The following is a 13,414-nucleotide window of genomic DNA, read 5'->3' as shown; positions in this document are numbered from 1 at the left end:
CCTGCACCCCCTTAAGTTCTAGTGGTCGTCGCAACACCCCAGCTCAGGGGATGCGATGGACTTCGAGATTCGTGGGGAACGCCTGGGGCAAGGGCCGAAGAAGCTGTACCGGGAACGGGAGGCATACTTCGAGCTCGTGAACCGGGGCGTGAGCAACACGGAGGCGTGCCGGATCGTCGGAGTGAACCGACGGACCGGGAAACGATGGCGGCATGGCTCCCAGCCGACCGGCCGCAGGAAGTGGGTACCGCCAATCACGGTGGGGCCCACTTCCGGGCCGTCTCGGTACTTGCGAGAGGCAGACCGGATCTACATCGCTGATCGACTGCGGGAGGACGCTTCGATCCGTTCGATCGCCGCCGAGCTCGGCCGCAGCCCCTCCACCGTGAGCCGCGAGATCAGTCGCAACCGGCACCCAGGCAACGGCCAGTACCGCCCGTTCGCAGCCGATGCGCGTGCCCTGGCCCGCCGGCCTCGCCCGAAGCCGGGGAAGATCGGCCAGAAGGTGGAGCTGCGGGACTACATCCAGGAGCGCCTGGGAAGGCGCTGGAGCCCCGAGCAGATAGTCCACCACCTGCGCAAGGACTTCCCCGACCGGCCGGAGATGCACGTGGTCCACGAGACGATCTACCAGGCCCTCTACGTGCAAGGCCGCGGAGAACTTCGCCGTGACCTGGTGAAAGCGCTCCGCACCGGCCGCGCCCGCCGTAAGCCCCGCCGCCAGGCCCAGCAGCGCCAGCCGCGCTACTCGACGCCGATGGTCATGATCAGCGACCGTCCAGCCGAAGCCGTCGACCGTGCGATCCCGGGCCACTGGGAGGGAGACCTGATCATCGGCAAGGACAACGGCTCCGCGATCGGCACCCTGGTCGAACGCAGTACCCGCTACCTGATGCTCGTCCACCTGCCTGAAGGTCGCAGCACGGAACGTGTTCGCGACGCCCTCCTGGACACCGTCAGACACCTGCCACCCCACCTGAAACGATCCCTGACCTGGGACCAGGGCAGCGAGATGGGCCGTCATCACGAGTTCGCTATGGCGGCCCGGATGCCGGTCTACTTCTGCGACCCCGGCAAGCCCTGGCAGCGCGGCTCTAACGAGAACACCAACGGCTTGCTGCGGCAGTACTTCCCCAAGGCCACCGACCTTGCTGTCCACGGCCGTGAGCGCCTGGACGCCGTGGCTGCCGAGCTGAACAGCCGCCCACGCAAAACGCTCGGCTGGGAGACCCCAGCCGAGCGCCTGCATAAACTGCTCGCCACCACACGTCAGTGATCATGTGTTGCGACGATCCCTAGAATTCGCCCCCTCACGCGGGGCGCTGCCCCTTTCGACCCTCCAGGAGCCCAACCCCGAACCCCGGCCGGGACTACGCCCCCGCACCCCCCACGCGAAGCGCTGCCCCTTCCACCCCACCAAGGACTCTGCCCCTACGACCCCAGCCAGGACTACGCCCCCTGCGACCCTCGCGGGACTCCACCTCTACCGACCCCCGCAGGGGCTCGGCTCCGCCCCTACGACCCGGCCGGAACTACGTCCCCTGCAACCCTCGCGGGACTCCATCCCGGCACCCCGCTGGGTCTTCGCCCCAGCCCCCGTCGCCCCGAAGGGCCTCCTCCTCCAACGTCGGACAGGCTGAAGGACGCGGGACGGCGGTGGATGTGTACGCCGGACCGGTTGAGGGTGGTACCGCACCCGTCAAAGCGACCGAGTCGGGTGGTGGGTGGGCAAGGGTCGGGGTTCAGGGGGCGTCAGGTGCCGAGTTCCTGGTGGCGGGCGGTCAGGGTCGACGCGCCTGACTGCGTCAGCGAGCCGAACAGCCGCAGGCGGGAGATGCCGCCGTCCGGGAAGATGTCCACGCGCGCGTGCGTGCCGACGGCGGGCGTCGGGAGAACGAAGCGGTGGTTGGTGTCGGGCTGGAGGCGGGTGCGCGGGAGGATCTCGGTCCAGGCGCCGTCCTCGCCGTCCCGTACGGACACCGACGCCCAGCCCGCACTGTTGCCCTTCAGGTACGCCGTGTCGATCTCCAGCGCACGGATCTGGGACTGCGCGGCCAGGCGGTAGCGGATCCAGTCGTTGCCCTGGTCGCGGCGGCGGCGGGTCTCCCAGCCGTCGTCCATCTTGCGGGAACGGCCCGGCTGGATGGTGTTGGTGGCGGGCGAGTAGAAGAGGTTGGAGGCGTCCTCGGCCTGGCCGCCGTTCTCCAGGGCGACCACGTCGAAGGTGCCGAGGACCTCCAGCCACTTCGGGTCCGGCACGACCTCGCCGTGCACCCGCAGGCGCGCGATGCCCCCGTCGGGGTGCTGGTTGACGCGCAGGTGCGTGAAGCGCTGTTCGACCGCCACCGTGAAGCCGTTCGCCGCGTGGCCGCCCACCGCCGTGCGGGGCACGAGCGTCGTCCACTTCACGTCACCGGAGAGCAACTCCTCCGGCGAAGGGGAGCCCGGCACCGACGTGCCCTCGACCGACACCGCCTGCGGGTAGTTGCCGCGGAAGTGGGCCGTGTCGACGACGATGCCGCGAATGACGCCGGGGGCGCCGAGGCGGACCAGCGCCCAGTCGTGGTCCTCGGCCGTGGGCCACGGGTGGTCGGCGGAGGCCCCGCGGCGTCGCCTGGTCTCCCAGCCGTCCATGATCTTGCCCTTGTGCCCGAAGTGCTCGGGGTCGAACTCGGCGGGCCCGGGCACCAGCAGGTTCTCGCGCTGGGCGAAGAACTCGTCGTTGGCGGCGATCACTCCGGCGCCGAGCTGCCGGTCGGCGAGGTTGGCGTACTGGGTGAAGGGGAAGTCGGCGGTGCGGTAGTCCGCGTACGGGTCACCGCCTCCGTAGGGGTTCGCGTCGCCGGTGAAACGAGCCGATGGAAATTCGGGCTGCGCCGTCACGAGGTGTGCCTTTCGGGAGTCGGCCGCTGCGGGTGCGGGTGCGGGTGCGTTTACAGGAATCAGGTAGGTGGATCAGGGGGTTCTGGTGAGCAGGTGGCCCTTCGGGGTCGTGAACTCGCCGTCCGCGACGATGCGTTCGCCGCGCAGCCAGGTGGACTTCACGACGCCGGACAGGGTTTTGCCCGCGTACGCCGTGACACGGTTGCGGTGCTGGAGGGCCGCCGGGTCCACGGTGAACGTCTCGTCCGGTGCGAGGACCGCGAAGTCGGCGTCGCGGCCCGCCTCGATGGCGCCCTTCTGACGCAGGCCCACCAGGTCGGCCGTCCGCGTGGACATCCAGCGGACCACGTCCTCCAGGCCGTGGCCGCGCCTGCGTGCCTCCGTCCACACCGCCGCGAGGCTCAGCTGGAGGCCGGAGATGCCGCCCCACGCCGTGGCGAAGTCGTCCGTCTTCAGGTCGGCCGTCGAGGGCGAGTGGTCGGTGACCACGCAGTCGATCGTGCCGTCCGCCAGCGCCTGCCAGAGCAGGTCCTGGTTGGCCGACTCGCGGATCGGCGGGCAGCACTTGAACTCGCTGGCGCCGTCGGGGACTTCCTCGGCGGTGAGGGTGAGGTAGTGCGGGCAGGTCTCGACCGTGACGCGGACGCCCTCCGCCTTGGCGGCCGCGATCAGCGGCAGCGCGTCGCTCGACGACAGGTGCAGCACGTGCACGCGCGCGTCGAGGCGCTTCGCCTGGGCGATGAGCTGGGCGATCGCCGTGTCCTCGGCGTCCCGCGGACGGGAGGCCAGGAAGTCGGCGTACTTGGGGCCGCTGTGCGGCGGGGCGGCGTCCAGGTGGTGCGGGTCCTCGGCGTGCACGATCAGCAGGCCGCCGAAGGAGGCGATCTCGGCAAGGGACTGGGCCAGTTGGTCCTGACCGAGGTGCGGGAACTCGTCCACGCCGGAGGGCGACAGGAAGGCCTTGAAGCCGAAGACGCCTGCCTCGTGCAGCGGGCGCAGGTCCTTGACGTTGTCGGGCAGGGCGCCGCCCCAGAAGCCGACGTCGATGTGTGCCTTGTCGGCGGCGACGTCCTTCTTCGTACGGAGGTGGTCGACCGTCGTGGTGGGCGGGAGGGAGTTGAGCGGCATGTCGACGAGGGTGGTGATGCCGCCGGCGGCCGCAGCGCGGGTGGCGGTCCAGAAGCCCTCCCACTCGGTGCGGCCGGGGTCGTTGACGTGCACGTGCGTGTCGACCAGGCCGGGCAGCAGGACGTGGTCGCCGACGTCCTCCAGGCGGGCACCGGCCGGCACCTCGGCGTCGTACGGCAGGACGGCCGTGATCGTCCCGGCAAAGACCGCGACCGAGGCGGCGCGGGTCCCTTCCGGGGTGATGACGCGCGTCGAGCGCAGCACCAGTTCTACGTCAAACACCCGGACCCCTCTCGCTCTGCCTGTGGCGACGTTTTACTTCCGGGAAACGGGATTTACTTCCACGTAACGGAATTCAACGTTCTGTTGAAGGAGTCTTCACTCCAGCCCACGCGCCGTCAAGGGCACACTCCTTCAGGGGACCACATAGGCGCACACTCTGGACGTTTCCACAAGACGGAATTAGTATTCCGGTAGACAGAACGTAGCTACGCACCATCAGGGAGTCAACCGACCGACGGGTAGGCTTCTGCTCTTCCCGCCTGTCCCGAAAGGAACGCGCCGTGCCGACGTCCAGCGCCAGCACCACCGACTCCGCGAAGTCCGCCAGCGGCGGAGTCCAGTCCCTCGAGCGCGCCTTCGATCTGCTGGAACGGATGGCGGACGCGGGTGGCGAGGTGGGTCTGAGCGAGCTCTCCGCGAGCAGCGGCCTGCCCCTGCCGACCATCCACCGTCTGATGCGCACCCTGGTGGTCTGTGGATACGTACGCCAGCAGCCCAACCGCCGCTACGCGCTGGGCCCGCGCCTGATCCGCCTCGGTGAGTCGGCCTCCCGTCTGCTCGGCACCTGGGCGCGCCCCTACCTCGCCCGCCTGGTCGAGGAGACCGGCGAGACCGCGAACATGGCACTGCTGGACGGCGACGAGATCGTCTACGTGGCGCAGGTGCCGTCGAAGCACTCGATGCGCATGTTCACCGAGGTCGGCCGTCGTGTCCTGCCGCACTCCACGGGCGTCGGCAAGGCCCTGCTCGCCGACACGCCGGACGCCGAGGTGCGCGCCCTGCTGGCCCGCACCGGCATGCCCGCCGCGACGGAGAAGACGATCACCACGCCGGACGCCTACCTCGCGGCGCTGGAGGACGTGCGGCGTCAGGGATACGCGGTCGACGACAACGAGCAGGAGATCGGCGTCCGCTGCCTGGCGGTGTCGGTGCCCAACTCCCCCACCTCGGCGGCCATTTCCATCTCGGGCCCGGCGGGCCGGGTCACTCAGTCGGTGACAGAGCGGATCGTGCCGGTGCTCCAGCAGGTGGCGGTGGAACTGTCCCAGGCGCTGGCGAGCCAGAACCCGGCATGACGGCCTTACAGCGCTGGCCGGGCCGGTACACCGACCGGCACGGCTCGGAGCAGGTCGTCTTCGAGTCGGACGGCCGGGAACTGATCCGCACCACGATCAGGGGCGTCCGCTTCGAGGGCGACACGATGGACGATCTCGGCGCGCTGGGCGGTGAGTTGCCCGAGGCGATGTTCGCCTTCTTCGAGGGGGCGCTGTGCTCCTGCCTGCTGGAGTGGGAACTGCCGATGCCGGTCGCGGTCGAGGGGCACGGCGTGCGGACGGGAGTGCTGCACTGCACCCTGCGGCTCGGCGGACCGGCAGGCCCCGGCCGCGGCCTGGACCGGGAGACCCTGACCATCACCTTGCGCCTCGACGGACACGAGTACCGCACCGCCGAAGACCACGACGACTTCGAGGACGCCCTGCACGACCTCCAGCGCGGGCTGCCGCACGGCACGCGGATCAAGGCCTGCATCGCGTGCGCCTGGTCCGACTACCACCCGGTCGGCCACAGCCTGATGGCCGGTCTTGCCTGTTTCCGTGACGCCAAGGACGTCTACCGGCGCGTGGACGGCAAGTACGGACCGTGGGGCATCCTCACCCACTGGCCCGCGCTCACCGAGTTCGTCCAGGAGACCTGGCTCTGCGGCCAGTTCGAGCACCGGACCTCGGACCAGGGCTACCGAGGTGCGTTCCCTTACCTCGGATGGACGGCGAACGGCTCCTAGAGGGCCTGGCTCCGCCGGTCCGGCGGTTCGCCGAACAGGTCCACGGCCGCCCTGACGTCCGCCAGCCCGCGGGACAGCGCGCTCACCGAGCCGATCGCGCCCGCGATCAGCAGCAGGGACCTGCGCAGCCGTGGCACGTCGGGCGCCCCCTCGATCGTCATGGCGGCCAGCGCCGCGAGCTCGTTCTCGGCGATGCCACGGTCGCGGAACTCGGCTCGGTGCGCGGCGAGTTCGCGGCGCAGCCGGGACACCGCGGTCCGCAGTTCCGCCACTCTCAGGTCCTCGTCGCTGCCGCTCACCGGTCTCTGCCCCAAGCTCTGCAACACAGCCCTCCCCGTCGCACGCCGTTGTGCGCCTGCACGCGCTTCGAACCCTCCGCGCCGTCCCGCGCGCTGGTCGGGCGCCGGGAGACGCGGGTCAGTAAACGCCACCCCGCGCCGGGTGCGCCACTCCTCTGACCGAAATTCAGCCCATGGAAGCCGGGCGCTTCCCGGAACGTCAGGTATGCAGGACGCATGACGCAGAACGCACAGCAGGTGGCCGGGCTGCTCCTCGCCGCGGGAGGCGGGCGCCGGCTCGGCGGGCGCCCCAAGGCGCTGCTCGAACACCGGGGGCGACCGCTGGTCGAGTACGCGGTCGGCGTGCTGCGCGCGGCCGGCTGCACCCGTGTCCACGTGGTCCTGGGAGCCGAGGCCGCCGCGGTACGGGAGCGGGCCCAGCTCGGTGACTGCGTGCTCGTGGAGAACCCCGGCTGGGCCGACGGCATGGGCTCGTCCCTGCGGGCCGGGCTCGACTCGCTCACCGGCACGGGCGCAGGGGCCGCGCTCGTCTCGCTCGTCGACCAGCCCGGCATCGGGGCGGAGGCGGTCGGCCGCGTGCTCGCCGCCTGCACCTCACGGGAGTCGCTGGTCTCGGCCGCCTACGACGGCGTACGCGGCCACCCGGTCCTCTTCGGCGCCGCCCACTGGGCGGGGATCGCCGCGACTGCGACCGGCGACCGAGGGGCACGCGCCTATCTGAAGGCGCACGAGGAGGCGATCACGCTCGTCGAGTGCGGGGACGTGTCCGAGCCGTACGACATCGACACGCCCGCGGACCTGGAGCACCTTGAGTGAGCGGGGTGGCACTGAGCGCCACCTTCCCTCGACTCGGAGAATCTCGACATCAACAAACCATTGAAGTTCCACGATGAGGAAACTAGTATCCACTGTTCAGAAGCGCCCGCCTGCTCTCCGGGCGTACACCGCCGTACCGTGGTCGACTGGCACCCGGTGCCACGCTCGCTGAAGGAAGTGACAGCTCATGTCCGCACCAGCGCCGTCCCCGCTGGCCATCGTCGACGCCGAGCCCCTGCCCCGGCAGGAGGAGGTCCTCACCGACGCGGCCCTCGCCTTCGTGGCCGAGCTGCACCGCCGGTTCACGCCCCGGCGTGACGAACTCCTCGCCCGCCGCGCGGAGCGCCGCGCCGAGATCGCCCGCACCTCCACGCTCGACTTCCTCCCGGAGACCGCCGCGATCCGCGCCGACGACTCCTGGAAGGTGGCCCCCTCCCCGGCGGCCCTGGACGACCGCCGGGTCGAGATCACCGGCCCCACCGACCGCAAGATGACCATCAACGCCCTCAACTCGGGTGCCAAGGTCTGGCTCGCGGACTTCGAGGACGCCTCGGCGCCGACCTGGGAGAACGTCGTCCTCGGTCAGATCAACCTGGCCGACGCCTTCACCCGGAACATCGACTTCACGGATGCCGGGTCCGGGAAGACGTACGCCCTCAAGGACGACAGCGAGCTCGCCACCGTCGTCATGCGCCCGCGCGGCTGGCACCTGAACGAACGGCACCTTCAGCTGGACGGGCAGCAGGTCCCGGGCGCGCTCGTCGACTTCGGCCTCTACTTCTTCCACAACGCCCAGCGGCTGCTCGACCTCGGCAAGGGCCCGTACTTCTACCTCCCGAAGACCGAGTCGCACCTCGAAGCCCGCCTGTGGAACGACGTGTTCGTCTTCGCGCAGGACTACCTCGGCATCCCCCAGGGCACCGTCCGCGCCACCGTGCTCATCGAGACGATCACGGCCGCGTACGAGATGGAGGAGATCCTCTACGAACTGCGCGACCACGCCTCCGGGTTGAACGCCGGGCGGTGGGACTACCTGTTCTCCATCGTCAAGAACTTCCGTGACGGCGGCGCCAAGTTCGTCCTCCCGGACCGCAACGCCGTGACGATGACGGCCCCGTTCATGCGCGCGTACACCGAACTCCTCGTCCGCACCTGCCACAAGCGCGGCGCGCACGCGATCGGCGGCATGGCGGCGTTCATCCCCTCCCGGCGCGACGAGGCAGTCAACAAGGTCGCGTTCGAGAAGGTGAAGGCCGACAAGGACCGCGAGGCGAACGACGGCTTCGACGGGTCGTGGGTGGCCCACCCGGACCTGGTCCCGATCGCCATGGAGTCCTTCGACCGGGTCCTCGGCGACAAGCCGAACCAGAAGGACCGCCTGCGCGAGGACGTGGACGTCAAGGCGGCCGACCTGATCGCCGTCGACTCCCTGGAGGCCAGGCCGACGTACGACGGTCTCGTCAACGCCGTCCAGGTCGGCATCCGTTACATCGAGGCCTGGCTGCGCGGCCTCGGCGCAGTCGCCATCTTCAACCTGATGGAGGACGCGGCGACCGCCGAGATCTCCCGCTCGCAGATCTGGCAGTGGATCAACGCGGGCGTCGAGTTCGAGCACGCCGGGGCCACGGTGAAGGCCACGCCCGAGCTGGCCCGCAAGGTCGCCGCCGAGGAACTGCGGAACATCAAGAGCGAACTCGGCGAGGAGGCCTTCGCCGCCGGTCACTGGCAGCAGGCCCACGACCTGCTCCTGGAGGTCGCGCTCGACGAGAACTACGCGGACTTCCTGACGCTGCCGGCGTACGAGCAGCTGCGCGGCTAGAGCCTCACTTGTCCGAGTGGCCCAGGGACTTCTCCGGGGCCACTCGGTCGCGTACGGCCTGCTTGACCGCCGTGGGCTCGGGGAACCCCTGCTCGCGGCGGTCCCAGACGACCTCGTCGTTCACGCGGACGACGAAGACGCCGCCCTTGCCGGGCTTCAGCGCCAGTTCCGTCAGTTCGGCCTCGAACGTCGTGAGCAGCTCCTGAGCCAGCCATGCCGCACGTGGCAGCCAGCGGCACTGGGTGCAGTACTCGATCTCGACACGACCGCTCATCCGAGGTGCACCGACCAATCCTGTTGGGCCGCGGGCTTGCCGTGCAGGTCGGGGACCTGCTTGAGCCACGCGGGTCGTCCTTGCTGGTTCCTCGCCGCCCGCAGGGCCTCCTCGGCGGCGAGTTCCTCCCGGGTGGGAAAGTCGGTGGGGAGCCAGGCCGCGGACGCCCGCACGCGCGCGTGGAGGTAGTCGACGTACGCCCTGCGGACGTCGTCCGGCGTCGCGAAGTCCTCCTCGGCGGCCAGCCACGCGTCCGGGACGGCCTCCGTGACCTCCCGCAGCAGGTCGAGCGTCACCCGGGGCGCCAGCTCCGCGTCGGCCGCCCGCACGTCCGGCGCGTAGTGGCCAAGCGCGTGGTGCCGGAAGTCGTACGCCTTCGCGGGGTCCGAGCCGTCCCAGCGGTGGTGGAAGACGAGTGCGGCCCCGTGGTCGATCAGCCACAGGCGCGGCGGTACGGTCCCGAACGTGGGCCAGATCATGAGGTTGGAGCTGTGGACCGTACGGTCCACGTTGACCGTCAGGGCGTCCAGCCAGACGACCTCGCCGGCCTCCAGCGGGTCGACGGGGAAGGTCTTGGCGACCTCCGGCGTGAAGTCCTTCGCGTTCGGCAGGTAGTCCATGCCGAGGTTGAGTCCCGCGCTCGCGCCGTGGAGTTCGCGCACTTCCTGGTGCGGTTCGTGGTCGGCGATCGCCGGGTCGAAGTGGACGAGGACCAGCTCGGGGAAGCGCAGTCCGAGGGCGCGGGCCAGCTCGCCCACGATCACCTCGGCGACCAGCGCCTTGCGGCCCTGTGCGGAGCCGGTGAACTTGACGACGTACGTCCCGAGGTCGTCGGCCTCGACGACTCCGGGCACGGAGCCGCCGGACCGCAACGGGTTCACGTATCGAACAGCAGTCACATCGCGCAGCACACCGGCCAGGGTATGCCAGCCCTCACCCCGCGAGGGGGTTGGGCAGGGGCAGGTAGCGGGCGTCGGCGCCGTCCGCGCCGGTCCAGCGCAGCAGCAGGTTGGTCTTGCCGGGCAGGGTGGGCGAGGCGAGCAGGGCGGCGGTCTCGGGGAGGTCGTGCCGGGACAGTGCGCGGCGGACGGCGGGCCAGGGGTCGAGGCCGGGGTGGCGTTCGGCGAGGGCCGCGGCGACCTCGCCGAGGTGGTTGACGACCAGGCAGTACACCAGCCGTTCCCAGCCCGCGGCCCGGGACATGTCCGGCAGCAGTTTCACGCCCTCGGAGTCCCGGAACAGCGCCTGCACGGGTGTTCCGTCGGCGTCGACGGCGATCAGCGTGTTCTGCAGGTGTGCTTCGAGTACGACGCCGTGGTCGGCGAAGGCCGCCAGGGCCGGCGGCACGACCTGCGCCAGATAGGCATCCCACCATGCCGCCGGGTCCTTCGCGCCGTCGAGCGGACTGCCGTCGAAGCCCTCCACGAGTGCGGCGGCCAGCAGCGGGGTCGCACCGGGGACCACCCGGTCGCGCAGTCCGTCGCGGACCAGGACGGCGAGTTCCTCGAAGGCGAAGGCCGCGGTGCGGTAGCCGTGGTCGCCGAGCCAGGCCGCCGGCCCGTCGATCGCCGCGAAGGCCCGCACCGCGGCCGTGTCGGTGCGGCGCAGTTTCAGCAGGTCGTGCCGCCAGAGCCGGCGGATGTCGTTGGTGATGCGGACGTCGAGGCTGAACTTCAGGCAGAGGTCGCGTTCGGGCGCGTACAGCGTGCGGATCGCGGCCGTCGGCCATGCCTCGAAGGCGGTCGTGCCCAGGTGGATCAGCCGGCCGTCGGCGAAGGCCGGGGCGAGGTCGCGGGCGACGAGGTCGAGCTGCCAGGGGTGGGCGGGCAGCAGCCGGTAGCCGGCCGGGGCCTCGCCGAGCGCGTCGAGCGCCGCGGTGTCGCCCTCCTCGACGACCGCGTCCGCGCGCAGCCCGAGCAGCGTCAGCGGGAAGCGGGCGTGCGCCTCGGGGGCGTAGGGCAGCCACCCTGCGACGGGGCCGCCGCCGCGAGCCTTGGGGGCGGGGTGGTGGGGGTGGCCGGTGATGAGGGACTGCTCGGAGAGCAGGTACGGGTCCGCGGGCGGCGTCGCCCCGGCGCGTGCGGTGAGCAGCGCGGCCACCGCGTCCCGGCTGTCGATCATCTCGGCGGGCAGCTCGTGGTTGGACAGGCCGGTGTGGCGGACCAGTACCTCGGCGACGAGTTTGACGAGCTCGGGATGGGAGACGGGCCGCCAGCCGGCCGCCGTGTACACCTCGGGTCCGGCGGGCCGCCGCTCTCCGCGCACGCGCAGCAGTCTGCCCCCCGGCAGCCGGTACACCCGGTGGTCGTCGGCTTCACCGGGTTCGCCGGGTTCGCCGGTTCGCGGGAGCGGCTCGGCCACCTCCCGCACCAGGCAGTTCAGGAGGGGCGCCGCCGCGTACGCGTCGGCGCGGTCCGCCACGTCGTCGCGCGGTGCGGCGTCGTCGGCGGCGGGCGGGGGGATGAGATCCACGCGTTCCACTCGTTCTCTACGGTCCGTTCGGGCGGAGACGATCAGTATGTCTGTCGTCACCGCCTGTCGTGACATCCCCTTCGTACCCGATTCGTACCCGATTCGTACTCGAGGAGCCCGCCCGTGCACCGTCCCTTCACCGCCGAGGCCGAGGTCGCCGGCGAGCTGGCCGCCGTACGCCCCGACCTCGTGCCGCGGTACACGGCCGAGCTGCCCGGTGCCCGTGCGGCCGTGCTGACCCGGCTGTGGCGTGCGCTCACCCATGAACCGCTGCCGTGGCTCGCGGGCCGCACGACCGGCCGGGACGGGCTCACCCTGCGCCTTTCGGACGACCGCCGGCTGCATGGCCCGCACCCCGACCCGTACGCCACCTCCGGGTATGTCACCGAGGTGCGGCTCGACCGTCTGGCGTACGACGATCCGGCGCGGCTGATGACCGACCTCGCCGTGCCGCACGGTTCGGGTTTCGCCGCCGAACTCGGGCACAGCGTCGCCTCATTGGCGCTGTCCCGGGCCGGGGCGCCGGCCCACGCGTCGCAGTGGCCGGTGGTCGACTGGGAGTGGGAGCAGCGGGTGGTCGACGGGCATCCGTTCCACCCGGGCTGCCGTTCCCGGCCCGGCTTCTCGGTGGCCGAGCAGCTCGCCTACGGGCCCGAGCACCGGCCTGTCGTGCGGCTCGGGCTGCTGCCGGTTCCGGCGGGCGAGTGCCTGGTGACGGGTGAGTGGCCGGGCGGGATGCGGGACGGGGAGCGGTTGTTGGTGCCGGTGCATCCGTGGCAGGCGGAGCATGTGCTCAAGCGCCGGTGCGAGGAAGGGCTCCCGGCGCACCCGTTGATGTCCCTGCGCACCCTCGCGCTGCCGGACGGGCCCCATGTCAAGACCGCGCTGAGCGCCCGCCTGACCTCCTCGGTGCGGGACATCTCCGTCTACTCGATCACCCTGTCCGCGACCCTCTCGGCGTTCGCTCAGGCGCTGGCGGCCCGCATGGACGGCCTGCTGCACGTCACCCGCACGCTGGGCGCGGTCACGGCCAACTCCCCCGACCTGGCGGCGGTGTTGCGCGAGTCGCCGCAGGACTTCGCGGCGCCGGAGCACGGCGAGCGGGTGCTGCCGGTGGCCGCCCTCGCCACCACCGGCCTGCCCGACTCCCCCGCCTGGCTTGCCGACTTCACCCGCCTCGCCCTCACGGTCGGCCTGCGGCTCCTGGAGTTGGGCGTGGCCCTGGAGGCGCACGGCCAGAATCTCCTCGTCGTCCTGTCCGCGACCGGCGCCCCGCTGCGCCTGGTCTACCGCGACCTCGCCGACATCCGCGTCAGTCCGGCCCGGCTGGCCCGGCACGGCATCCCGGTCCCGGAACTGACCGGGCGGATCGTCACGGACGACGAGACCACCCTGCGCCGCAAGTTGTTCGGCTCGCTGGTGGCCGGAGCCCTGGCCGGTACGGCGGGCTCGGGGGCGGCGTTGCGGGGGGCGCTGGGGACGGCCGTACGGGATCTGCCGCGCACGCCGGATCTCGCCGCACTGCTCGAAGAGCCGCTGCCCGCCAAGGCGTTGACGCTGATGCGGCTGTCGCCGGGGACGCCCGGCGACCAGTGGACGCACCTGCCGAGTCCGCTGCTCTGAACGGCCGTTTTGGAGCCCGGCACTCCTGATCAATA

General features: G+C 71.2%; 12 protein-coding genes. 6 read left to right on the top strand and 6 right to left on the bottom strand.

What is annotated here, in order from left to right:
- Window positions 1-148: 148 nt before the first annotated feature.
- Window positions 149-1,276: an IS30 family transposase gene (locus QFZ76_RS39845; protein ID WP_373464494.1), complete on the top strand. Its 1,128-nt coding sequence runs from the start codon at window positions 149-151 to the stop codon at window positions 1,274-1,276.
- Between the two features lie 476 nt (window positions 1,277-1,752).
- On the opposite strand, the gene alc is transcribed toward QFZ76_RS39845, so the two are convergent.
- Together alc and allB are read right to left on the bottom strand one after the other, a co-directional pair.
- A complete protein-coding gene (gene alc / locus QFZ76_RS39840; RefSeq protein ID WP_266449877.1) occupies window positions 1,753-2,883 on the bottom strand; it encodes an allantoicase in 1,131 nt (376 codons plus the stop codon).
- 72 nt (window positions 2,884-2,955) lie between these two features.
- Window positions 2,956-4,293 carry an allantoinase AllB gene (allB, locus tag QFZ76_RS39835; RefSeq protein WP_307678223.1) on the bottom strand — a complete coding sequence of 446 codons (1,338 nt, stop codon included), beginning with the start codon at window positions 4,291-4,293 and terminating at the stop codon, window positions 2,956-2,958.
- 281 nt (window positions 4,294-4,574) lie between these two features.
- Between allB and QFZ76_RS39830 the strand changes: the two genes are divergently transcribed.
- Window positions 4,575-5,369: an IclR family transcriptional regulator gene (locus tag QFZ76_RS39830; protein WP_307678222.1), complete on the top strand. Its 795-nt coding sequence runs from the start codon at window positions 4,575-4,577 to the stop codon at window positions 5,367-5,369.
- Window positions 5,366-6,076, top strand: a complete 711-nt coding sequence (locus QFZ76_RS39825) for a DUF6304 family protein (protein WP_307678221.1) — start codon at window positions 5,366-5,368, stop codon at window positions 6,074-6,076. Before QFZ76_RS39830 ends, QFZ76_RS39825 begins: the two co-directional genes overlap by 4 nt.
- Here the strand turns inward: QFZ76_RS39825 and QFZ76_RS39820 are convergent.
- Window positions 6,073-6,375 (bottom strand): DUF5955 family protein, encoded by a 303-nt coding sequence (locus tag QFZ76_RS39820; protein ID WP_307678220.1) that lies wholly within the window; start codon window positions 6,373-6,375, stop codon window positions 6,073-6,075. The two genes, QFZ76_RS39825 and QFZ76_RS39820, sit on opposite strands and share 4 nt — an antisense overlap.
- Before the next feature lie 216 nt (window positions 6,376-6,591).
- Between QFZ76_RS39820 and QFZ76_RS39815 the strand changes: the two genes are divergently transcribed.
- Together QFZ76_RS39815 and aceB are read left to right on the top strand one after the other, a co-directional pair.
- Window positions 6,592-7,191: a nucleotidyltransferase family protein gene (locus QFZ76_RS39815; RefSeq protein WP_307678219.1), complete on the top strand. Its 600-nt coding sequence runs from the start codon at window positions 6,592-6,594 to the stop codon at window positions 7,189-7,191.
- A 187-nt stretch (window positions 7,192-7,378) separates the two neighbouring features.
- Window positions 7,379-9,010: a malate synthase A gene (gene aceB / locus QFZ76_RS39810; RefSeq protein WP_307678218.1), complete on the top strand. Its 1,632-nt coding sequence runs from the start codon at window positions 7,379-7,381 to the stop codon at window positions 9,008-9,010.
- Between the two features lie 4 nt (window positions 9,011-9,014).
- Here aceB and QFZ76_RS39805 read toward each other — a convergent pair whose 3' ends face one another.
- From QFZ76_RS39805 to QFZ76_RS39795, 3 genes are read right to left on the bottom strand one after another with little or no spacing between them, the layout of a single operon-like run.
- A complete protein-coding gene (locus tag QFZ76_RS39805; RefSeq protein WP_307678217.1) occupies window positions 9,015-9,284 on the bottom strand; it encodes a SelT/SelW/SelH family protein in 270 nt (89 codons plus the stop codon).
- The gene (locus tag QFZ76_RS39800) at window positions 9,281-10,195 is read right to left on the bottom strand and encodes a HipA family kinase (RefSeq protein ID WP_307678216.1); all 915 of its coding nucleotides are present in this window, start codon (window positions 10,193-10,195) and stop codon (window positions 9,281-9,283) included. The genes QFZ76_RS39805 and QFZ76_RS39800 overlap by 4 nt, the downstream gene beginning before the upstream one ends.
- A gap of 22 nt (window positions 10,196-10,217) precedes the next feature.
- Window positions 10,218-11,756: an IucA/IucC family siderophore biosynthesis protein gene (locus QFZ76_RS39795; RefSeq protein ID WP_307678215.1), complete on the bottom strand. Its 1,539-nt coding sequence runs from the start codon at window positions 11,754-11,756 to the stop codon at window positions 10,218-10,220.
- Between the two features lie 123 nt (window positions 11,757-11,879).
- On the opposite strand from QFZ76_RS39795, the gene QFZ76_RS39790 reads away from it, so the two are divergent.
- Window positions 11,880-13,379 (top strand): IucA/IucC family protein, encoded by a 1,500-nt coding sequence (locus QFZ76_RS39790; protein WP_307678214.1) that lies wholly within the window; start codon window positions 11,880-11,882, stop codon window positions 13,377-13,379.
- Window positions 13,380-13,414: the final 35 nt, after the last annotated feature.

It is taken from the genome of Streptomyces sp. V4I2 (genome assembly GCF_030817655.1).
In the GTDB taxonomy this organism is placed as follows: Bacteria; Actinomycetota; Actinomycetes; order Streptomycetales; family Streptomycetaceae; genus Streptomyces; species Streptomyces plumbiresistens.
Note: the sequence above shows the minus strand (reverse complement) of the source record. Positions and strands in the feature narration are given on the sequence as shown.